21 protein-coding genes are annotated in these 20,280 nt (G+C 71.1%); 8 read left to right on the forward strand and 13 right to left on the reverse strand.

From position 1 onward, the window contains the following. Nucleotides 1-176 (reverse strand): acyl-CoA carboxylase epsilon subunit (locus QM582_RS15920; protein ID WP_415086052.1); only part of this gene is annotated, 176 nt, incomplete at its 3' end. Beyond that, nucleotides 173-1,738, reverse strand: a complete 1,566-nt coding sequence (locus QM582_RS15925; protein WP_415086015.1) for an acyl-CoA carboxylase subunit beta — start codon at nucleotides 1,736-1,738, stop codon at nucleotides 173-175. The genes QM582_RS15920 and QM582_RS15925, both read right to left, overlap by 4 nt. A 711-nt stretch (nucleotides 1,739-2,449) precedes the next feature. Here QM582_RS15925 and QM582_RS15930 point away from each other — a divergent pair. Both QM582_RS15930 and QM582_RS15935 read left to right on the forward strand, forming a co-directional pair. After that, nucleotides 2,450-3,661 carry an aspartate transaminase gene (locus QM582_RS15930; RefSeq protein WP_415086017.1) on the forward strand — a complete coding sequence of 404 codons (1,212 nt, stop codon included), beginning with the start codon at nucleotides 2,450-2,452 and terminating at the stop codon, nucleotides 3,659-3,661. Nucleotides 3,662-3,664: 3 nt separating this feature from the next. Next, nucleotides 3,665-4,339, forward strand: coding sequence for a 4-carboxy-4-hydroxy-2-oxoadipate aldolase/oxaloacetate decarboxylase (locus QM582_RS15935; protein ID WP_415086019.1), 675 nt, complete (start codon nucleotides 3,665-3,667; stop codon nucleotides 4,337-4,339). Nucleotides 4,340-4,489: 150 nt separating this feature from the next. On the opposite strand, the gene QM582_RS15940 is transcribed toward QM582_RS15935, so the two are convergent. The 5 genes from QM582_RS15940 to QM582_RS15960 form a co-directional block, all read right to left on the reverse strand. Beyond that, nucleotides 4,490-5,842 carry an MFS transporter gene (locus QM582_RS15940; RefSeq protein WP_415086021.1) on the reverse strand — a complete coding sequence of 451 codons (1,353 nt, stop codon included), beginning with the start codon at nucleotides 5,840-5,842 and terminating at the stop codon, nucleotides 4,490-4,492. Between the two features lie 93 nt (nucleotides 5,843-5,935). Further along, a complete protein-coding gene (locus QM582_RS15945; RefSeq protein ID WP_415086023.1) occupies nucleotides 5,936-6,688 on the reverse strand; it encodes an SDR family oxidoreductase in 753 nt (250 codons plus the stop codon). Continuing rightward, the gene (locus QM582_RS15950; RefSeq protein WP_415086025.1) at nucleotides 6,688-7,761 is read right to left on the reverse strand and encodes a biotin-dependent carboxyltransferase family protein; all 1,074 of its coding nucleotides are present in this window, start codon (nucleotides 7,759-7,761) and stop codon (nucleotides 6,688-6,690) included. The genes QM582_RS15945 and QM582_RS15950 overlap by 1 nt, the downstream gene beginning before the upstream one ends. Further along, nucleotides 7,758-8,465: a 5-oxoprolinase subunit B family protein gene (locus QM582_RS15955; RefSeq protein WP_415086027.1), complete on the reverse strand. Its 708-nt coding sequence runs from the start codon at nucleotides 8,463-8,465 to the stop codon at nucleotides 7,758-7,760. Before QM582_RS15955 ends, QM582_RS15950 begins: the two co-directional genes overlap by 4 nt. A 4-nt stretch (nucleotides 8,466-8,469) precedes the next feature. Next, nucleotides 8,470-9,249 (reverse strand): LamB/YcsF family protein, encoded by a 780-nt coding sequence (locus tag QM582_RS15960; RefSeq protein WP_415086028.1) that lies wholly within the window; start codon nucleotides 9,247-9,249, stop codon nucleotides 8,470-8,472. A gap of 114 nt (nucleotides 9,250-9,363) precedes the next feature. Here QM582_RS15960 and QM582_RS15965 point away from each other — a divergent pair, with 114 nt between their 5' ends. Together QM582_RS15965 and QM582_RS15970 are read left to right on the forward strand one after the other, a co-directional pair. Further along, nucleotides 9,364-10,266, forward strand: a complete 903-nt coding sequence (locus QM582_RS15965; RefSeq protein WP_415086030.1) for a LysR substrate-binding domain-containing protein — start codon at nucleotides 9,364-9,366, stop codon at nucleotides 10,264-10,266. Nucleotides 10,267-10,273: 7 nt separating this feature from the next. Continuing rightward, nucleotides 10,274-11,272: a magnesium transporter CorA family protein gene (locus tag QM582_RS15970; protein WP_415086032.1), complete on the forward strand. Its 999-nt coding sequence runs from the start codon at nucleotides 10,274-10,276 to the stop codon at nucleotides 11,270-11,272. Between the two features lie 7 nt (nucleotides 11,273-11,279). Here QM582_RS15970 and QM582_RS15975 read toward each other — a convergent pair whose 3' ends face one another. Together QM582_RS15975 and QM582_RS15980 are read right to left on the reverse strand one after the other, a co-directional pair. After that, nucleotides 11,280-13,115, reverse strand: a complete 1,836-nt coding sequence (locus tag QM582_RS15975; protein WP_415086034.1) for a hypothetical protein — start codon at nucleotides 13,113-13,115, stop codon at nucleotides 11,280-11,282. After that, the gene (locus tag QM582_RS15980; RefSeq protein WP_415086035.1) at nucleotides 13,115-13,624 is read right to left on the reverse strand and encodes a SigE family RNA polymerase sigma factor; all 510 of its coding nucleotides are present in this window, start codon (nucleotides 13,622-13,624) and stop codon (nucleotides 13,115-13,117) included. Before QM582_RS15980 ends, QM582_RS15975 begins: the two co-directional genes overlap by 1 nt. A 405-nt stretch (nucleotides 13,625-14,029) precedes the next feature. Between QM582_RS15980 and QM582_RS15985 the strand changes: the two genes are divergently transcribed. Next, nucleotides 14,030-14,383: a hypothetical protein gene (locus QM582_RS15985; RefSeq protein WP_415086037.1), complete on the forward strand. Its 354-nt coding sequence runs from the start codon at nucleotides 14,030-14,032 to the stop codon at nucleotides 14,381-14,383. Nucleotides 14,384-14,476: 93 nt separating this feature from the next. Here the strand turns inward: QM582_RS15985 and QM582_RS15990 are convergent, their stop codons facing one another. Together QM582_RS15990 and QM582_RS15995 are read right to left on the reverse strand one after the other, a co-directional pair. Continuing rightward, nucleotides 14,477-15,379 carry a decaprenyl-phosphate phosphoribosyltransferase gene (locus QM582_RS15990; protein WP_415086039.1) on the reverse strand — a complete coding sequence of 301 codons (903 nt, stop codon included), beginning with the start codon at nucleotides 15,377-15,379 and terminating at the stop codon, nucleotides 14,477-14,479. A 38-nt stretch (nucleotides 15,380-15,417) separates the two neighbouring features. Continuing rightward, a complete protein-coding gene (locus QM582_RS15995) occupies nucleotides 15,418-16,032 on the reverse strand; it encodes a Maf family protein (RefSeq protein ID WP_415086041.1) in 615 nt (204 codons plus the stop codon). Nucleotides 16,033-16,124: 92 nt separating this feature from the next. On the opposite strand from QM582_RS15995, the gene QM582_RS16000 reads away from it, so the two are divergent. The 3 genes from QM582_RS16000 (at nucleotide 16,125) to QM582_RS16010 (ending at nucleotide 18,633) form a co-directional block, all read left to right on the forward strand. Continuing rightward, complete coding sequence (locus tag QM582_RS16000; protein WP_415086043.1) at nucleotides 16,125-16,898, forward strand: biotin--[acetyl-CoA-carboxylase] ligase; 774 nt, start codon at nucleotides 16,125-16,127, stop codon at nucleotides 16,896-16,898. Between the two features lie 243 nt (nucleotides 16,899-17,141). Next, nucleotides 17,142-18,101: a DUF808 domain-containing protein gene (locus QM582_RS16005; RefSeq protein WP_415086045.1), complete on the forward strand. Its 960-nt coding sequence runs from the start codon at nucleotides 17,142-17,144 to the stop codon at nucleotides 18,099-18,101. Between the two features lie 10 nt (nucleotides 18,102-18,111). Beyond that, nucleotides 18,112-18,633 carry a mycothiol transferase gene (locus tag QM582_RS16010; protein ID WP_415086047.1) on the forward strand — a complete coding sequence of 174 codons (522 nt, stop codon included), beginning with the start codon at nucleotides 18,112-18,114 and terminating at the stop codon, nucleotides 18,631-18,633. Here the strand turns inward: QM582_RS16010 and QM582_RS16015 are convergent. Continuing rightward, nucleotides 18,606-19,838, reverse strand: a complete 1,233-nt coding sequence (locus QM582_RS16015) for an MFS transporter (RefSeq protein WP_415086049.1) — start codon at nucleotides 19,836-19,838, stop codon at nucleotides 18,606-18,608. The genes QM582_RS16010 and QM582_RS16015 overlap by 28 nt on opposite strands. A 261-nt stretch (nucleotides 19,839-20,099) precedes the next feature. Next, a partial coding sequence (locus tag QM582_RS16020; protein ID WP_415086051.1) for a hypothetical protein occupies nucleotides 20,100-20,280 on the reverse strand: 181 nt, incomplete at its 5' end.

Below are 20,280 nucleotides of genomic sequence, written 5' to 3' on the forward strand. Positions count from 1 at the left end.
GGCCCGGGAGCCGGCGGCAGCCGCAGCCGACTGCGCGGCGACGCCCAGCCGGTCGCCGGACGAGGTGGGGTGGGCTCGTCGTCGCCGGCGTCGGTTCCCAGCGCGAGCAGGACGGCGGTCAGTGCCGCCAGCTCGGCGTCGCTGGGACGTCCGCGGACCACGATCGGGCCGGTCACAGCGGAATGTTCCCGTGCTTCTTGGGCGGCAGCTGGGCGCGCTTGGTGCGCAGCAGCCGCAGCCCCTTGGCGATCTCCGCGCGGGTGTCGCGGGGTGCGATCACCCGGTCGACGTAGCCGCGCTCGGCCGCGATCCACGGGTTCGACAGCTCGTCGTTGTACGCCTCGACCAGCTCGGCCCGGCGCTCGATCGGGTCGGACGCCTTCGCCAGCTCGCGGCGGTACAGGATGTTCACCGCCCCCTCGGCACCCATCACCGCGATCTGCGCGGTCGGCCAGGCCAGGTTCAGGTCGGCACCCAGGTGCTTGGAGCCCATCACGTCGTAGGCGCCGCCGTAGGCCTTGCGGGTGATCACGGTGACCAGCGGCACGGTCGCCTCGGCGTAGGCGTAGAGCAGCTTCGCGCCACGCCGGATGATGCCGTTCCACTCCTGGTCGATGCCGGGCAGGAAGCCGGGCACGTCGACGAAGGTGAGCACCGGCACGTTGAACGCGTCGCAGGTGCGGACGAACCGGGCCGCCTTCTCGGAGGCGTCGATGTCGAGACAGCCGGCGTAGACCATCGGCTGGTTGGCCACCACGCCGACGGCGCGGCCCTCGACACGTCCGAAGCCGCAGATCACGTTGGCGGCGAACCGGGCGTGCACCTCGCAGAACTCGCCGTCGTCCAGCACCCGGGTGATCACCTCGTGCATGTCGTAGGGCTGGTTCGGGGCGTCCGGGATCAGCGCGTCCAGGGCGTCGCCGTCCAGGGCGGCCTCCGGGTCGGGTTCCAGCGCCGGCGGCTCGTCCAGGTTGTTCTGCGGCAGGAAGCTGAGCAGGTGCCGGACGTACTCCAGCGCGTCGGCCTCATCGGAGGCCAGGTAGTGGGCGTTGCCGGAGCGGGTGTTGTGGGTGCGGGCGCCGCCCAGTTCCTCCATCGTCACCTCCTCGCCGGTGACGGTGCGGATCACGTCCGGGCCGGTGATGAACATCTGCGAGGTCTGGTCGACCATCACCACGAAGTCGGTCAGCGCGGGGGAGTAGACGTGCCCGCCGGCGGCCGCCCCGAGGATCACCGAGATCTGCGGGATGACGCCGGAGGCGTGGGTGTTGCGCTTGAAGATCTCGGCATACAGGCCGAGGCTGACCACGCCCTCCTGGATGCGGGCGCCGCCGCCCTCGACCAGCCCGATGATCGGGACGCCGGTGCGCAGCGCCAGGTCCATCACCTTGCAGATCTTCTCGCCGTACACCTCGCCCAGTGCGCCGCCGAAGATGGTCACGTCCTGGGAGAAGACCGCCACGTCGCGTCCGTCGACGGTGCCGAAGCCGGTGATCACCCCGTCGGTGTAGGGGCGTTTGGCGTCCATCCCGAAGGCGGTGGTGCGGTGCCGGGCGAACTCGTCCAGTTCGGTGAAACTGCCTTCGTCGAGCAGCGCCAGCACCCGCTCCCGGGCGGTCATCTTGCCCTTGGCGTGGTGTTTCTCCACCACCGCCTCGGACGCCGGCTGCTTGGCCTGCCGGTCACGACGCTCCAGGTCGGCGAGCTTGCCGGACGTCGTGTGCAGGTCGAAATCCATAGCGGCCACATTAATCCTAGTCGGAGGGCGAATGAAACGGCGAACCGGTGTGGTCTTCAATCGGTTCTCGCTATGACGCCATATCGCTTTCGGCCCGGCCGCCGTCGCGTCCGGTCGGGTGGCCGGACCGGTCGACACGCGGCGCGGCCGTTCGCAGCCCCCGTCCCCGGGTTCGAACCGGTTTCTGGTGCTTATGGCGGCCCCTGTCGGCCGCTGTTGCATCTCGAACCGGTTTCTTGTGTTTCTGAGCCCTCTCGAAGCGGTCCAGAACCACAAGAAAGTGGTTCGAGCTCGAATCAGCCTGTCCCTCGGGTCTGATAACCACGAGAAACCGGTTCGAGGCGCCCTCCGCCCTCCTCCCCGGCGGGCGGTGGCCGGGGAGGGCGTCACTCAGCCGGGGGCGTGCCACTTAGCCGAGAGCGTGCCGCTCAGCCGAGAGCGTGCCGCTCAGCCGCGGGCGCGTCGCTCAGCCGGGGCATGCGTCGCTCAGCCCAGCCGACCGGTCGACCTGCCGGGGGTGGTGGGCTCCGCAGCCGACGAGTGTCGGCCGGCCAGTTCCCAGCCCGACGCCCCCGCAGCACGCCCCGGCACCTTCTTCTTGCTCCGGGGTATCCATACCGGTCCGGTTATGGGGGCAACCGATTTCGGTCTTGGTGCCGGCCCGGCGTCCGCTTCTACGATCGATGGCAAACCGGCAATCGAAAGCGATCCATGACTGCACAGGCCGCAAGGCTGTCCCGCATCCAGCCCTCGCCGAGCACCATCGCCGCCGCCCGAGCCCGCGAACTGCGCGAGGCCGGCGTCCGGGTGCTCGATCTGACCGTCGGAGAACCCGACTTCGACACCCCCGACAATGTCAAGGCGGCCGGCATCGCCGCCATCGAACGGGGTGACACCAAGTACACCGCCGTGAACGGCACCGTGGCGCTGCGCCAGGCCATCCGCGAACGCCTGCTGCGGCTGACCGGCATCGAGTACGCCGACGCGCAGCTGTCGGTCGGCTCGGGCGCCAAGCACGTCATCTTCACCGCGCTGCTGGCCACCCTGAACCCGGGTGACGAGGTGCTCATCCCGGCGCCCTACTGGGTGTCGTACCCCGACATGGTGCTGCTCGGCGACGGCGTCCCGGTGATCGTGCCGTGCCCGATCGACGACGACTTCAAGCTCACCCCGGCGCGGCTCCGCGAGGCGCTGACCCCGCGCACCCGCTGGCTGATCCTGAACACGCCGTCCAACCCGACCGGCGCGGTCTACAGCCGCGACGAGCTGGCCGCCCTGGCCGCGGTGCTGGACGAGCGTCCCGACGTCCTGGTGCTGATCGACGAGATCTACGACGAGGTGTTCCTCGGCGAGGGCCGCTGCGCCGGACTGCTCGAGGTTGCGCCTCGGCTGGCCGACCGGGTGCTACTGGTCAACGGTGTCTCCAAGACCTACGCGATGACCGGCTGGCGGCTCGGCTACTGCGCCGGCCCGGCCGACGTGGTGAAGGCGATCAACACCCTGCAGTCGCACATGTCGAGCTGCCCGTCGTCCATCTCGCAGGCGGCGGCGGTCGAGGCGCTCACCGGCGACCAGTCCTTCGTCGCCCGCGCCGCGACGCAGTACCGCGCCCGCCGCGACCTGGTGGTGCAGCGGATCAACGCCATCGACGGGCTGCGCGCGCTGGCCGGCGACGGCGCCTTCTACGTCTTCATCGACTGCTCCGGGGTGATCGGACGCCGCACCCCGGATGGCACCGTGATCGACAGCGACGACGCCTTCGTCGCCTTCCTGCTCGACCACGCCCGGGTCGCCACCATCACCGGCAGCGCCTACGGCCTATCGCCCTTCTTCCGGGTCTCCTTCGCCACCGGCGAGGACACCCTGGCCGCCGCGATGGACGCCATCGCCGAGGCCGTCAGCACACTCGTCGACGAGAGGTAACCGATGATCCACGTCCGCACCCGCATCCAGCGTCCCGACCCGGCCCTGGTGGCGGGTCTGGCGCAGTACTCCAGCGCCACCATCCACGAAGCCCAGGGACGTCTGGGGGCCTTCGACTCCGGCATCAAGCCGATCGACCGGTCGATGTCGTTCTGCGGTCCGGCGGTGACCGTGGTCTGCGCCCCGCAGGACAACCTGATGCTGCAGGTCGGCATCCACTACGCGCAGGCCGGTGACGTGCTGGTGGTCTCGGCCGGCGAGTTCACCGAGGCCGGGACCTTCGGCGACGTGCTGGGCACCGCGATGCACTCCAAGGGGCTGGCCGCGCTGGTCACCGACTCCGGCGTCCGGGACACCGCCGACCTGATCGAGCTGGGTCTGCCGGTGTTCTCCCGCAGCGTCTGCATCAAGGGCACCGTCAAGGAGACCCTGGGGCCGATCAACCATCCGATCGTCTTCGGCGGTCAGCTGGTCGAGCCGGGCGACCTGATCAAGGGGGACGCCGACGGCGTGGTGCTGGTGAAGGCCGCCGACGTCGGATGGGTGATCGACGCCTGCGCCGCGCGTGAGGCGTCCGAGGCGGAGCTGCGGGAGAAGTACCGGGCCGGCGGCACCACCATCGAGCTGTGCAACCTGGTCGAGAAGTTGGCCGCGAAGGGCCTGCTGGTCGAGGACTGACCGGATACCGGCTCCGACCCGTCCGAGCCGGCACCCCGGAAACCAACGTTGCCCTGCTTCAGCGTCTTTCACCTGGTTTGAACCGAGTGAAGGACGCCGAAGCAGGGCAATGTCGCGTCAGGACGCCGGCGGCGGGTCAGCCGCCGATCCTCAGGCCGGCACGGTCGCCGCGGCGACGGCCGCCTTCTCGCGCTCGCTCTGCTTGCTCTCGTCGATCTCGTCGAGAGTCTGCCCGCCGGTCTCCTTGGCGGTCAGCGCCGCCGCCACCGCGAGCACGCCCAGCACGCAGGCGAACACCGACGGACCGACCCAGTCGTGCAGATCGGCACCGGCCAGGGCGGTCGCGGCCACCGGGGCGATGGCACCGGAGAGCGCGAAGCCGATCTGGGTGCCCACGGCGAGCCCGGAGACCCGCACCCGGTTCGGGAACATCTCGGCGAAGAAGGACGGCCAGGCGGCGTTCGCGGTGGAGTAGAACAGACCGTTGCAGATCACGCCGAGGACGAAGATCAACGGCCAGTTGCCGACGGTGATCGCCCACAGGTAGGGCACGGTGGTGATCGCGGCACCGGCGGCACCGATGGCGAACACCGCCTTGCGGCCGATCTTGTCGGCCAACAGTCCGGCGGCCGGGGTGTAGACCAGGGCCAGCAGGCTGGCCAGCACCGGCACCCAGAGCATGGTCGGCTTGTCCAGCTTGTAGCCGGTGGTGGCGAAGCCGACCGAGAAGGTGGCGAACAGGTAGCTGACGCCGGCGATCATGGCGCACAGCGCGATCCGGATGATCGAGACCCAGTGGAACTGCAGGGCCTGCTTGAGCGGGGACAGCTTCACCTCGACGGCCTGCACCTCGAAGAACGCCGGCGGCTCCTCCAGGGTGCGCCGGATCACGTAGGCGACGATGACCACGACGGCCGAGAGCCAGAACGGGACGCGCCAGCCCCAGCTCATCAGCTGCTCCTGGGGGAGCGCCACGAACGGGATGAAGACCGCCGTCGAGATCAGGCCGCCGGCGGCCGAGCCGCTGGTCACGAAGCTGGTGGTGAACGCGCGGCGATGGTCGGGCGAATGCTCCAGGGTCATGCTGATCGCGGCCGCCTGCTCACCGGAAAGGGACAGGCCCTGAATCATCCGGATGATCACCAGCAGGATCGGTGCGGCCGCCCCGATGTCGCCGAACGTCGGCAGGCAGCCGATCAGGAAGGTGCAGCCGCCGATGCCGAACAGGGTCAGCATCATCACGAATTTGCGGCCGAATTTGTCGCCGAGTGGGCCCAGGATGAAGGCGCCGAGCGGACGGACCAGGTAGCCGACGCCGAGCGTGGCGAGGCTGAGCATCAGCGCCACGCCTTCGGACAGCTCCTTCGGGAAGAAGATGTGGTTGAACACCAGCGAGGACGCGGTGGCATACACCGCGAAGTCGTAGTATTCCAGCGTCGTGCCTACCCAGGAGGCGATTGTCGCTTTGAGCGGGGTCTTTTGGTGTGTTGCGGGTTCAGTCATTCTCGCCTCCATAGGCATTCTCGGTATGTCATTTCGAAGGCCCGCGGTAACCGGGCCCCACATTCAGGTGCGGCAGCGTTGCCGGCCCGGTTGCTACCGGCTCTCGTTGAAGGTCAGGCCGCCGGGGACCTGCAGGGTGGGCATGATTTCGATCATCCCGACGTTCACGTGCTCGGGTGCTTCCAGGGCGAATCGGGCCGCGCCGGCGATGTCGGCGGTGGTGACCGACTCGTAGTGTTCGTAGAACTCTTCCCAGGCCCGCTTGATGTCCTCCGGGGTGCCGCCGAAATTGCGGCCGAAGATCTCGGTCTCGACGCGACCGGGGCAGATCTCGGTGACCCGCACCTTGTGCCCGAGCATGTCGTTGCGCAGTTGCCGGGAGACCTGATGAATGGCCGCCTTGGTGGCGTGGTACGCGGTGTGGCCGAAGAAGTTGTAGGTGCCGGCGATCGAGGAGATGTTGACGATGTGCCCCCGGTTGCGGGCCACCATCCCCGGCGCCAGCAGCCGGCACAGGTGCAACACCGCGCGCAGGTTCACGTCGATCATCGCGTCCACCGATTCGGCGGTGGTGTCCAGGATGTTGCCGGTGCCCGAGACCCCGGCGTTGTTGACCAGGACGTCGATCTCCAGCCCCGCCACGGCGGCCTCGACGGCGGCCGGATCGGAGATGTCGGCCACGATCGGACGCATCCCGGTGGCGTCGGCCACCTGCTGCAGCTTGGCGGCGTTGCGGGCAACGCCGTAGACCTGCACCCCGCCGTCGCTGAGCATGCGGGTGATGGCTTCTCCCATGCCGGTGTTGGCGCCGGTGACGAGAGCAGTCCGGTAGTCGCTGATGGGCATCAGTCGTTCCTCCTCGGGACGGGGTCGAAAGTGGTGCGGGCGGGTGCGGGGAGCGGGGGTGCGCGCCGCCCCTCGCGCTGGTCGTGGCGCTGGTTGACCATGTGGCCGGACATCAGCCGGGCGACCCGTCCGGTGAGGTCGTCGATGGCGGCCTGCTCGGCCCGGGCCGCGGCGACCGCCTCGGCCAGCGAGACCCGGACGAACTCGACGCTCTGCCCCGGACGCGCCTGGCCCAGCCGGGACAGCCCGGTGGCGGTGACCACCGCCAGCACCGGGTAGCCGGCGGTCACCCCGCGGCCGCGGTGCAGGATCAGCAGTTCGTCACCGGCCGGCACCTCGACGGCGCCGATCGGGACGCCGCGGGAGAGCACCTCGTCGCGCCGCTCACGCACCGGCAGCGCCGCGCCCCGGGCCGGGGTGAGTCGCAGCCCGATGTGGTTGGAGTTGTTCCCGATCACGAACCGGCCGGCATGCAGCCGGTCGGCGCTGGCGCCGAACTCGGCCCGGTCCGGACCGTCGGTGACCGGGATCCGCCAATGCTCGGCGAACCGCGGCGGCCGTAGCGCGCCGCGCACCACCGGGACGGCGAGCGGGGAGTGGAAGATCCGCAGCGGTCCCGGGACGACGGCGATGGTGTCGTCGCGCCGCAGCGGACCGGAGAAGCCGAGCACGCTGTCGGGGGCGCAGCTGCCGAGCAGCCGCGGCACCTCGAAGGCGCCGTGCACCGCCAGGTAGACCCGCATGCCCAGCCGGATCGAGCGCACCGTGAGCTCGGTGCCGGCCGGCCACCAGAACGGCTCCCATTGCCGCATCGGGACGCCGTTGACGGCCACATCGGCCGGCGCGCCGGTGAGCGCGACGAGCAGGTTCGCCGAGGTCGTCGCGGCGAAGTCGGCGGCGACGATCTCGATCAGCGGCGCCTCCGCCGGTGCCGCCACCAGGGCGTTCCCGGCCCGGGCGCTGTACTGGTCGAGGGCCCCGCCGGTCATCTGCCCGACCGCGCCGCCGGCCGTCCGGCCCAGGTCGGTGATGGCGCTGATCCCGGCCTGGGTGACCCGCACCCAGCCGGTCACGAGAGCACCCCGCGGTAGGCGTCGAAGTCGGCGCCCGGAATGGGATGGAAGTGCACCGAGTCGCCGGGCAGGTAGGCCGACAGTGGCTCGTGCGCCGGGTCGACCAGTCGCAGCGGGGTGGTGCCCAGCACCTGCCAGCCGCCGGGGGCGGGACAGGCCGAGATCACCGCCTGGCGTCCGGCGACCGCGACCGCGCCGGCCGGGACGTGCGGACGCGGGCTGGCCAGCCGCGGGATCGGGGCGCCGAAGGCCGGGCCGTCCATCATCGGTGCGCCGGCGGGAGAGCCGAAGCAGCGGATCAGCAGCGGCTCGGCGGTGTGCCGGGCGATCACCTGCGCCGGGGTCAGGTCCAGCATGCTCGCCACCGCCTCCAGGTCGGGGCCGTGCTCGCCGCCGTAGGCCACCGGCACGGCGAAGGTGCGGGGCACCCGGATCGGGACGCTGTCGATGCGGTCGGCGCAGGCGGTCACCGCGGCCCGGATCGCCGAATGGTCGGTGACCGTGCAGTCGAACTCGATCAGCAGCGAGTCGTAGGTCGGCAGGGTGCCGCGCAGCCCGTCCGGCGGCGTCTGGCGGAGCAGCGCGGCGATGCCGTGCACCAGCCGCCAGGCCAGGTCCGGGGTCGGGTCGTCGACCACGACGCGGACAGCGGAGTCCCCGCAGTCGAGCACCTGGACGGTGTAGCTCGGCGCGAGGCCCGCCACGGCGTCAGCCCTTGCTTCCGAGGACGTCGGCCATCGGGGCGATGGCGACGCCGGCCCGCGTCAGTCCGTCGCGGATCGCCCGGGCGGTGGCCACCGCCCCGGCGTTGTCGCCGTGCAGCAGCAGGGAGTCGGCCTGCACCTGCAGGACGGTGCCGTCGACCGCCTCCAGCGTCGACTCGGTGGCGATCCGGATCGCCCGGGCCACCAGCGTGTCCAGGTCGTGGATCACCGCGCCCGGCTGGGAACGGGGCACCAGGGTGCCGTCGGCCTGGTAGGCGCGGTCGACGATGCCGACGATGCCGACCCGCAGGCCGCGGCGCCGAGCCTCGTCGGCCAGCTCGCCGTCCTGGGCGACGACGATCAGCGAGTCGTCCAGCGCGCAGATCGCGTCGCAGACCGCCGTGGCGTAGTCGGCGCGGACGGCGACCAGGTTGCCCAGCCGGCCGTGCGGTGCGACGTGCTTCACCGTGGTGCCGTTGGCCAGCGCGAACGCGGACAGCGCGCCCACCTGGTAGAGCACGTCGGTGCGCACCTCGTCCGCGGTGAGGTCCATCGCCCGGCGTCCGAAGCCGACCAGGTCGGGAAAGCTGGGATGGGCGCCGATCTGGATGCCGCGTTCGGCGCAGGCCCGCGCGGTGGCGTCCATGATCCGCGGATCACCGGCGTGGAAGCCGCAGGCAACATTGGCCGACGAGACGATCTCCAGCAACGACGCGTCGTCGCCCATCGTCCAATCGCCGAAACCCTCGCCCAGGTCGGCGACCAGGTCGATCTGTGCCTGCATGACCCTCCCTTTTCGATCGAATGACCTGACCGTAGGGATTTCGCGCGGCACTGTGGTAAGACGGATTTTCGCTGACGTGATAGCGCGTCGCGATGGCTGAACGGGGAGATGCCGATGGAGACCAGGCGGCTGGCGACCTTCGTCCGGATCGTCGATGTCGGCAGCCTGACCCGCGCCGCCGACGTGCTGCACATCGCTCAGCCGGCGCTGAGTCAGCAGATCAATGCGCTCGAGGCCGACCTGGGCCAGCGGCTGTTGATCCGCAGCAAGCAGGGTGTCGAGCCGACCGAGGCCGGGGCGGCGCTGTACCGGCACGCCCAGGTCATTCTCAAGCAGCTCGACGACGCCGTCGCCGAGGTCGGCCTGCTCGGTCGTGAGGTGGCCGGGCAGGTGTTCGTCGGCCTGGCGCCGTACAGCACCGCGAATCTGATCGCGCTACCGCTGGTCGAGGCCGTCCGGGCACGGTACCCGCACATTCTGCTCCGGCTCGTGGACAACTTCGGCGTGGTGCTCAGCGAGGCCATGATGACCGGACGCCTGCACCTGGCGATCCTGTACGACTCGGGTCCGGTCAAGGGACTGGTCTTCGAGCGGCTGATCACCGAGGAACTGGTGCTGGTCTGCGGGCCGCAGGCGGCGGTGGTCGGCGACGAGGTGCAGATCGAGGCGCTCGCCGAGTTGCCGCTGATGCTGCCCAGCCCGCTGCACACCATCCGCAAGGCGGTCAACCGGGCCTGCGACGCGGCCGGCGTCCAGCCCCTGGTGCTCGCCGAGCTCGAATCGGTCAACCTGATGGGGCAGGCGGTCGCGGCCGGGCTGTGCGCCACCGTGCTGCCCGGGTCGGTCGCCGACCGGCTGACCAACGGCTCCGAACTGCGCCAGGTCCGGATCACGCCCGGCATCGAGGTGCACCTGTCGCTGGGGACGCCGTCCAGCCTGCCGCTGTCGCGGGCCGCGGAATGCGTCCGCGACCTGTTGCGGCACGTGGTGGCGGCCACCCTGCTGGACGCCGAGTGAGCGCGCGGTGACCCGGGTCCGGGGACGGGTCTGGCGCGACGGCGAACTGGTCGCCAGCGATTTCCCGCTGGCCGACCTGGACGCCCACCTGGCCGACCCGACGACGCTGACCTGGCTCGACCTGGACGACCCGGCCGAGGAGGTGCTGGCCCAGCTCGCCGGTGAGCTCGGGCTCGACAAGCATGCCGTCGAGGACGCCGTCGCGCCCCGGGAGCGGCCGAAGGCGACCCGGCACGCCAGCCACACCTTCCTCACCTGCTACGCCGCCAGCCTCGTCGAGGGTGCCGAAGGGCTGCCGACCATGGCCATCGGCCGGATCTCGGCCTTCGTGATGCCGCGCGGCCTGATCACCATCCGGGTGTCCCGCGGCACCGCCGTCGACCTCGACCAGGTGATCGAGCGCTGGGAGGGCAGCGGCCTGCTCGGCTACGGGGTCGGTGCGCTGGTGCACGGTTTGCTGGACGTGCTGGTCGACGGCCACTTCGAGGCGGTGCAGGCGATGGACGACCGGCTCGAGGAACTCGAGGACCTGCTGTTCAGCGACACCGTCCGGACCCGCGAGGTGCAGGTCCGGGTGTTCGCGCTGCGCAAGGCGCTGGTGTCGCTGCGCCGGGTGGTGCTGCCGATGCGCGAGGTGGTGGCCGGGGTGATGCGGCAGCGGCTGGCCGGGGACTGGGAGCAGTCCCGGGAACTCGACGGCGAGTTCGCCGACCTCTACGACCACGTGCTGCGGGCCGCGGAATGGTCCGAATCGCTGCGCGACATGGTCAGCTCGGTGTTCGAGACCAACCTGTCGCTGCAGGACGCCCGGCTGAACACGATCATGAAGAAGCTCGCCTCCTGGGGCGCGATCATCGCCGTCCCGACCGCGGTCACCGGCTGGTTCGGCCAGAACCTGCCCTACTGGGGCTTCTCCTCGTCGGGGGGCCTGTGGCAGAGCGTGGTACTGATCGTGGTCGGCACCATCGGCCTGTACTGGCTGTTCCGGCGCAACGACTGGCTGTAGCCGCGGGTCACCCGGCGATGAGCTTCTCCAGACGTTTCGCCACCGCGTCCGACGGCTTCCACTGCCGGTAGTCGCTGCCCATGCTGAACACGAACACGCCCCCGCAGCTCTGGGACAGCACCAGGACGTCGCCGTAGAAGGAGGTCAGGGCGATCCGGTTGCGGGAATTCGGCTGATACGGACACGGCATCGGCCGGAAGGGCCCGTTGCGTCCGGGGAAGTCGGCGACGATCGCCCGGACGTCGGTGCTGCTCAGCGCGACGTCGCGGATCGGTTCGTCGCCGGTTCGGTAGACGCAGAGCCGGGCGCCGGTCGCCTCGGTCACCGCCATCGGCATCACCGATGTCGGCACGTCCTCGCGGGTTCCGCACAGCGGGCCGGTGCGGGTCGCGGCCGGGCGGTCGATCTGCTCCCGCTGCCGGGTGAGCTGCTGCTTGAAGGCGGTCAGGACGTCGTTCGCCCCGGTGTGGGCGGCGTCGGCGATGCCCACCAGCCGGCAGCCGTACAACTGCAGCACCATCACCACCGGCGGACGTCCGTCGACCTCGGCGACCAGCAGGTAGTCAGGCCCGAACTCCTCGGTGCAGCCCTGCTTGGTGGACGCCTTGGGCAGGCCGGTCAGGGTGCTCAGCACGGTCGCGGTGTCGTCGCCGGTCACCGCGTCCAGCGGCGTGATGATGGACGCCGCCGAGCGCGCGGTGGGGCACAGCCGCAACCGGTCGGCCCGGGCCGGCACCTCGGTGGGGCTGGTCGACGGCACCAAACCTTGGCACTGGCTGGGCACCAGGCCGCCCGACGGTACTGCGGTCGGGGTCCGGGAGGGACGGGGGGTGACGCTGGCGAGCAGTTCTTCAACTGTGTCGGTGGCCTTCGCGCCGGGCTGCCAGAACAACTGATCCTCGCCCCGGTCGCCGTCCGGCATGAACGCGAACCACTGGTTGCCCTCGACCCGCCAGAACACCAGCGGGTCACCCCACGGGCCGGCCAGGGTCAGCACCGGGCCGTCCCGCATCGAGTCGATATTGCTCGCCCGGGAACTGTTGGCGGCGATGTCGGAACGCAGCAGGCTGAGGACCTCCGGTGACAGTCGCGCCGGTGAGCCGGTGAAGGCGCCGGCCCGGTCGGCGACGCACAGCACACCGGCGAGCGCCTGGGACACCTCGAACCGGAACAGCCCGGGCCGGTCGTAGGGCACGCAGGTCGGGGTGACCGCTGGGGCGGAGCGCAGGGCGCGTTGTGCGGCCCAGGCCTTCTCCAGCGCCGACAACAATCCGGACCAGCGGCGCCCGTTGGCGCTCGACGGCGTCACCCCGCAGGCGTTGCCTGCCGCAGCCTCCAGCACCCGCCGGGAACCGTCGGCCAGGGTGAACACCACCAGATAGCGCCGGTCGCCGGCGGCGGAACAGTCGGGGTCGCGGCGCTGCTCGGCCGGGAGCGCCGCGACGGTGTCGAACAGCGCGGTCGCGCCCTCGTCCAGGGCGTCGCTGGGCGTGGTGAAGGTGGGCCCGTCGGTGCGCGGGCACAGGCTGGCGCGCAGCACCGCGCTGTCCCCGCGCGGCGCCAGCTTGGTCGCCGGGACGGGGACGTCGGCACAGTCCGGGTTCTCGGCCGGAGCCGGCGGGACGGTGGTCGGTGACACCGCCGGGACGGCCACCCGTCCGGCCCCGTTCAGCGACGGCCACAGGAAGGAACCGAGCACGGCCAGCACCAGCACCGCGACCCCGCCGGTCATCGCCCGCCGGGTGCGGCGTCCGTGCCGCCGTCTGGCCTCGCCCGCCCAGGACGCGGTGTCCGGGGGGTCGGGGACCGCCTTGCGCAGGTCGGCGCGGAATTCGTCGTCCATCATTGCCTCCCGTCGGTGAGCAGGGGAGAGGTACGCAGCTTCGCCAGCGCCCGGGACAGGGTGCTCTTCACGGTGCCGACCGACACCCCGAGCAGCTCCGCGGCCTGCGGCCCGGTCAGGTCGTCGAAGTAGACCAGCACCACCACCGCCCGCTGCTGCCGGGGCAGCGCGGCGAGCGCCCGCCGGACGTCGTGCCGGACCTCCAGGTCGGGTGCGGTCGACGCCCCAGGGTCGGCGTCACCGGGCAGTTCCGCCGTCCAACGCCGCCGCCACCAGGACAGATAGGTGCGGTACATGGTGGTGCGGACGTAGCCCTCGAACCCGTCCGCCCCGACCCGGGCGAAGTGCGGATAGGTGCGGGCCAGCGCGGTCTGGACCAGATCCTCGGCGCGATGGCTGTCGCCGGTGAGCAGCCAGGCGCTGCGCCACAGTGCGGCACTCCGGGCCGCGACGAAGCCGTCGAAGCTCGGGGCCTCTTCGCTCGTCGCCACTCTCGCCTCCACCAGCATCGGCTGCCTCCTTCAACCCTAAGGAAGCGCTGACCAATCATGTCCCGGCTGCGGCGCACCCGGCGGGCGATCTGTTGCCCCGAATCGTGCGCCGTACCTCCAGTACGCCCACACGATCCGGGGGCCGCAGCTCGTCCCGCCGGGCACGTCCTCGCTCGGAGCAGCATTGATCAGCACTTCCCTAACAACCGGTTGGAGGCACCGAATGGTTGCGCGGCGTGACTAGTTTGTTGCCGTCATCTCGGCGGTGAGTGGACACCGGGATCTCCGTGCGCGTCCGGGCTTGGAGATCCCGATCGAGTCCACGACGACGCGGGTCGGCGTCCTTGCCGCTGGGAGCGGCGACCGGCCGCCGGTGTCCGGGGCTGGGATCATGGCCCGACGGACGAGGCGCTGCGACAGTCGATGGAACCGGTGCTGCGCGACCTGCGGAGTTCCGGGATCGAGGCGCCGCGGATCGAGGACGACGACTGGAGCGACGACCCGGAACAGCACTCGGCGATGATGTGGAGCCGGGCCGGCAACGGTGCCGGTGTGTCGGTGCTGGGCTGGGAGTCTCGTTGCGAACGCATCGCAGCGGTGGCCGACCAGGTGCAGGACTGGGCGATCATGGAGTTGTGGGGCCGGGAACCCACCAACTGGCCGCCCTGCCCACGGCACCCGGACAGCCATCCGATGACGGCGGACTGTCACGAGGGTGCGGCCGTGTGGCGGTGCCCGAGCGATCAGGTCCGCGTGGCGGAGATCGCGACGCTGTGACCCGCGGCCTCGGGATCGGTCACCGCATCGCGTTCAACAAAGATCGGGATCGGGCACGGACTGCCGTGCCTGATCCCGATCCTTGTTGCCGTCTCAGTGCAGGAAGATGCCGATCCCGAGCGGAATCAGCCAGAGCACCGCCAGCGCCTGCAACACCCGGTCGTTGAGCACCACGTCTTCCGGTTCACCGGCGTTGCCGGCGTCGATGTCCATCGCGTAGCGCAGCAAGGCCAGGGTGAACGGCACGATCGAGATCGTCGTCCAGGGCACCCCCCACAGCGGGTCGACGGCCCGCTCGAAGGTCCACAGGCTGTAGGACATGATCACGATCGAGCAGGAGATCGCCCAGACGAAGCGCAGGTAGCTCAGCGAATAGCGCTCCAGCGAGGCACGGGTGCCGGCGTCCGAACCCAGTTCCTTCATCTCCGAGTAGCGCTTGCCGGCCACCATGTAGAGCGAGCCGAAGGACGCCACCAGCAGGAACCACTGGGACAGTGCGATGCCGGACGCCACACCGCCGGCCACGGCGCGCAGCAGGAAGCCCGACGACACCATCGCCAGGTCGATGATCGGCTGGTGCTTGAGGAACATCGAGTAGCCGACCTGCAGCACCCAGTACACCGCCAGCGTGATGCCCAGCATCGGGGCGACCCAGAAGCCGATGGTCAGGCTGGCCGCCATCGTCACCGCAGCCAGCACGGTGGCCGGCGCCTTGCCCAGCTCGCCGGCGGCGATCGGCCGGAACCGCTTCTTCGGGTGCAGCCGGTCGGCCTCGACGTCGCGGACGTCGTTGATCAGGTAGATGGACGCGCTGATCAGCGAGAAGGCCACGAAAGCCCACGCCGAGTTGATCAGCACCCGGGAATCGAGCAGCGCCCCGGCAGCCATCGGGGCGGCGAACACCAGGACGTTCTTCACCCATTGCTTGGGGCGCATCGCACGCAGCCAGGCCGGCAGCGGGGATCGTTTCACTTCTACGACAGAGTTCTGCGACATCGTGCACCAGGCTATCGCAGCGGCCCCGGACCGCCCCGCTAACCGGCTGGCCGGCGCCACAGCGTCGGCCAGTCGACACCGAGCCCGCCCAGCAGCGTGCGCAGCAACGGCAGGGACAGCCCGACCACGTTGTGGTAGTCGCCCTCGATGCCGGTCACGAAGGGCCCGCCCAGGCCGTCCACGGTGAACGCCCCGGCCACCCACAACGGTTCGCCGGTCGCCACGTAGGCGTCGATCTCGGCGTCGTCGAGGTCCGCGAAATGCACCACGGTGGACGCCACCGCCTCGTCGGCCCGCTGCTCGCGGTCTTCGACGACGATCGCCCGATGCCCGGTGTGCAGCACCCCGGAGCGGCCCCGCATCGCCCGCCAGCACGCGACGGCCCGTTCCGCGTCCGCCGGCTTGCCCTGGGCGCGTCCGTCGAACTCCAGCAGCGAGTCGCAGCCGATCACCAGCACCGGCTCGTCGGACGCCGGCAGCGCGTCGGCGACCGCGGCCGCCTTCATCCGGGCCAGGGTCAAGGTCAGCGCGGCCGGGTCGGCGACCTCGACGGCGTCCTCGTCGACGCCGGAGACGATCACCTCGGCGTCGATCCCGGCGCGGCGCAGCACCTCCAGCCGGGCCGGGCTGGCCGAAGCGAGCACGACCCTCATCGCTGCCCGCCGCCGGGACGGTTCTCACGGTTCATGGGGTGGACGCTACCGCCATCGGCAGTCTCGGACGCGCAACCCCTACGCTGGTCGCCGTGACCGCCGAAACCGTCGTGGACCCCGCCGCGCTGCGCACCGCGCTGTCCGGCCCCGGCCGGCTGTTCACCGAGTTCCGCTGCGTGCCCACCACCGGTTCCACCAACGCCGACCTGGCCGCCGCCGCGCGAGCCGGGGCGGCGTCCGGGACCGTGCTGGTGGCCGACCACCAAAGTGCCGGACGCGGCCGCTTCGACCGCCGCTGGGAGGCGCCGCCGGGGGCGTCCGTAGCGGTCTCGGTGCTGCTCCGGCCTGGGGGCGTCTCCGCGGCCCGCTGGCTGTGGCTGCCGCTGATCACCGGGATCGCGGTCGCCGAGGGACTGGCCGCCGTCGCCGGCGTCGACGCCGAGATCAAGTGGCCCAACGACGTCCTGGTCGGCGGCCGCAAGGTGTGCGGCATCCTCGCCGAACGGGTCGATGACGGCGCCGTGATCGGGATGGGCATCAACACCGCGCTGGGCGCCGACCAGCTGCCGGTGCCGACCGCGACCTCGCTGCGACTGGCCGGTTCGGACGCCTCCGCCACCGCCGTGGTGATCGGGGTGCTGACCGCGCTGGAGGCCGCCTACCGGCGCTGGAGCCAGCCGGAGGACCTGCGCGACTGGTACGGCAGCCGCTGCTCGACGGTCGGACGCGAAGTCCGGGTGCTGCAGCCGGCCGGCGGCTACGTCGAGGGCCGGGCCGCCGGGGTGGACGCCGGTGGCCGGCTGCTGGTCTGGACGGCGTCCGGCGAGCGGGCGTTCGCGGCCGGCGACGTCCTGCATCTGCGCTGAACAGCACCCGGGCTGAACCGCACCCCGGGCTGACCAACACCCGCGCTGACCAACACCCGCGCTCGCCTAACTATTTAGCGCTCGCGGAATTCAGCGAGCGCTAAATAGTTAGGCGAGCGCGGGAGGATGGGGCGCGCGATGGGGCCGCAGATCACCCGTCCCCGGCGTCGCGACGGTCGGTGGGGACCTCGGCGGCGCTAGGCTGGGCCGTCCGATTTTCGAGCTGACCCTGAGGTGGTGCGCGTGAGCGGAGGCTTCTTCGCCCTGCTGGACGACATCGTTGCGATGGCCAAACTGGCCGCCGCCTCGCTCGACGACGTCGGTGCCGCCGCCGGCCGGGCCAGCGCCAAGGCCGCCGGGGTGGTGATCGACGACACCGCGGTCACCCCGCGCTACGTGCACGGCTTCAGCCCCGAGCGGGAACTGCCGGTGGTGAAGAAGATCGCCATCGGATCGGTGCGCAACAAGCTGCTGATCATCTTGCCCGGCGCGCTGCTGCTCAGTCAGTTCCTGCCCTGGCTGCTCACCCCGATCCTGATGGTCGGCGGCAGCTACCTGTGTTACGAGGGCGCCGAGAAGCTGTGGGAGAAATTCGGCGGCGGACACGGCCACGACGAGCCGGCACCCACCGTCGGAGGACCGGACGAGAAGGCGATGGTCGCCGGCGCGATCCGCACCGACCTGATCCTGTCCACCGAGATCATGGTGATCGCGCTCAACGAGGTGGCCACCGAACCGCTGCTCTCCCGGGCCGTGACGCTGATCGTGGTGGCGCTGGTGATGACAGTGCTGGTGTACGGCGTGGTGGCGCTGATCGTGAAGATGGACGACGTCGGGCTGCACCTGGCCACCGAACGCTCCGGCGGGCTGGCGGCGCTGGGCCGCGGACTGGTGGCGGCGATGCCGATGGTGTTGGCCACCCTGTCCAACGTCGGCATCGCGGCGATGTTGTGGGTGGGCGGGCACATCCTGCTGGTCGGGTTGGACGACCTGGGCTGGCACCCGCCCTACGAACTGGTGCACCACGCCGAGGAGGCCATCGTGCACGCCGTCCCCGGGTTCTTCGGCGACGCCCTGGCCTGGCTGACCAACACCGCCGCGTCCGCCGTTCTGGGGGTGATCGTCGGCGCCGTCCTGGTCGCGGCGATGCTGCTGATCGGACGGTTGCGCGGCGGTCGCCCGACCGAGCAGCACGCGGAGTAACGTCGCAGGCATGAGCACGCCTGCCGTCGATCTGCTGCTGGACGCCTTCGGCCGGATCCCGCCGCTGTACACCGACGCGATCCGCGGCCTCGACCTGCCCGACCTGCTCAGGCGTCCGGAGCTTCGCGGCGTCCCGGGCAACTCGATCGGCTGGATCGCCTGGCACCTGGCCCGGCAGGAGGACGCCCAGATCGCGGCGCTGGCCGGCAGCGAGCAGGTCTGGCGCGCCGGCGGCTGGTACGGACGCTCCGGTGTCGGCTACGACGAGCACGCGATGGGCTACGGGATGGCCGAGGACGAGGTGGCCCGGTTCACCGTGGCTGGCGCCGAGGTGCTGATCGACTACTACCAGGCGGTCCATGCCCGCAGCGTCGAGGTGATCGGCGGATTGACCGAGGCCGACCTGGCCCGGATCGTGGACCGCTCCTGGGATCCGCCGGTGACCGCCGCCGTCCGGCTGGTCAGCATCGTGGACGACGCCGCCCAGCACGTCGGGCAGCTGGCCTACCTGCGCGGGCTGCTCGCCGGCTGATCCGCGGCCACCGCGCGACGCATCGCGCCGCGTCCGCTGAACGCGATCACGGCGGCCAGCACGCCGAAGACGCCGACGGTGGCGAGACCGCCGGAGTAGTCGAAGCGGTCGATCACCTGACCGGAGGCGCTGGAGCCGATCGCCACCCCGATGCCGATGCCGGTGCCCATCCAGGACAACCCCTCGGTGAGCCGGTCGCGGCTGACCAGCCGGCCGATCAGGGTGTTGCCGTTGATCAGGGTGGGGGCCACCGTGACGCCGACCAGCAGGCCGCCGATGCACAGCAGCAGCACCGAATGCGCGCCGATCAGCGCCACGCAGGCCGCACAGAGCGCGGCGACGCCGATCAGGAAGCGGGAGATCAGCGGCGAGCCCCAGCGCCGTGCGCCGTAGTAGAAGCCGGCCAGTCCGGAGGCGAGCGAGAACACCGCCAGCACCAGGCCGGACGCCTCGCGCACCCCCCACTGGGTGGCGGCCGCGACCACGGACACGTCGATCGAGCCGAAGACGCAGCCGATCAGCAGGTTCACCGCCACGACGGCGGCCACGCCCGGCACCAGCAGCACGAACTGCTGGGCGAAGCGTCGCCGCTGCGGATCCGGCGTCCGGGGTGCGACCGGCGGTTCGGTGGCGCGCTGGCCGTACAGCAGGTGGGCGCCGGCCAGCGACAGCACCACCGGTGCGATCAGGCCGGCCGCCGGATGGACGCCGGTGGACAGCGCGGTGGCCAGCACTGGGCCGATCACGAAGGTGAGCTCGTCCAGGGTCGATTCGAGTGAGAACGCGGTGTGCAGTTTGTCGGGGTCGGGCACCAGATGCGTCCAGCGGGCCCGGACCAGGGCACCCGGCGCACCACCGGTGGCTCCGGACAGGATCGAGGGGCCGAACAGTGTCCAGGCCGGCAGCTGCAGCATCGCGAACACCACCAGCAGCGCGAGCATCGTCGCAGAGACGACCGCGGCCGGATACATCACCCGGCGCTGGCCGTAGCGATCGACCAGATTCGACAGGGCCGCGGTTCCGAGCGCCCAGGCCACAGCGTTGGACGCGGCCAGCGCCCCGGCCAGGCCGTAACTGCCGTAGAGGGCGGACACCATCAGCACCAGGCCGATGCCCATCATCGCCCCGCCGGAACGAGCCAACAGGCCCGCCGCGCTGAACTGCCAGGCGCCGGGAAGGGTCAGGATCTCCCGGTAGGCACGCATCGCACCATTCTCGCACCACCGTGCGGGAACCCGGAAATCCGGGTCCGGAGCGATCCAGCATCGGCGCGGATGCCGTCGGGGCCGGGCGGTGGGACGCTGGGGACGGTTCCTTTCGTCCCACTGGTACTACCTGTGGGACGCCGGGGACGGTTCCTTTCGTCCCACTCGGGCGGCTCGCCGGCAGCCTGGAACGCCGGGTGGGACGCTGGGGACGGTTCCTTTCGTCCCACTCGGGCGGCTCGCCGGCAGCCGGCGGGAACCTCAGCGCAGGAAGTCGTAGAGCAGCCGGTTGTACTGCTCGGTGGCGCGGACGGGGACCGGCGCGACCGCACCGGGGATCACCTCGGCCCGGGCATCCCGGAGACCGGCGGCGAGCTCCCGGGCCGCCGCGGTGCCGGCCGCGTCCGCGCCACCGGCGATCAGCAGGGCGCGGGCGGTGACC

The organism is Micropruina sp. (assembly GCF_047607385.1).
Taxonomy (GTDB): Bacteria; Actinomycetota; Actinomycetes; order Propionibacteriales; family Propionibacteriaceae; genus Micropruina.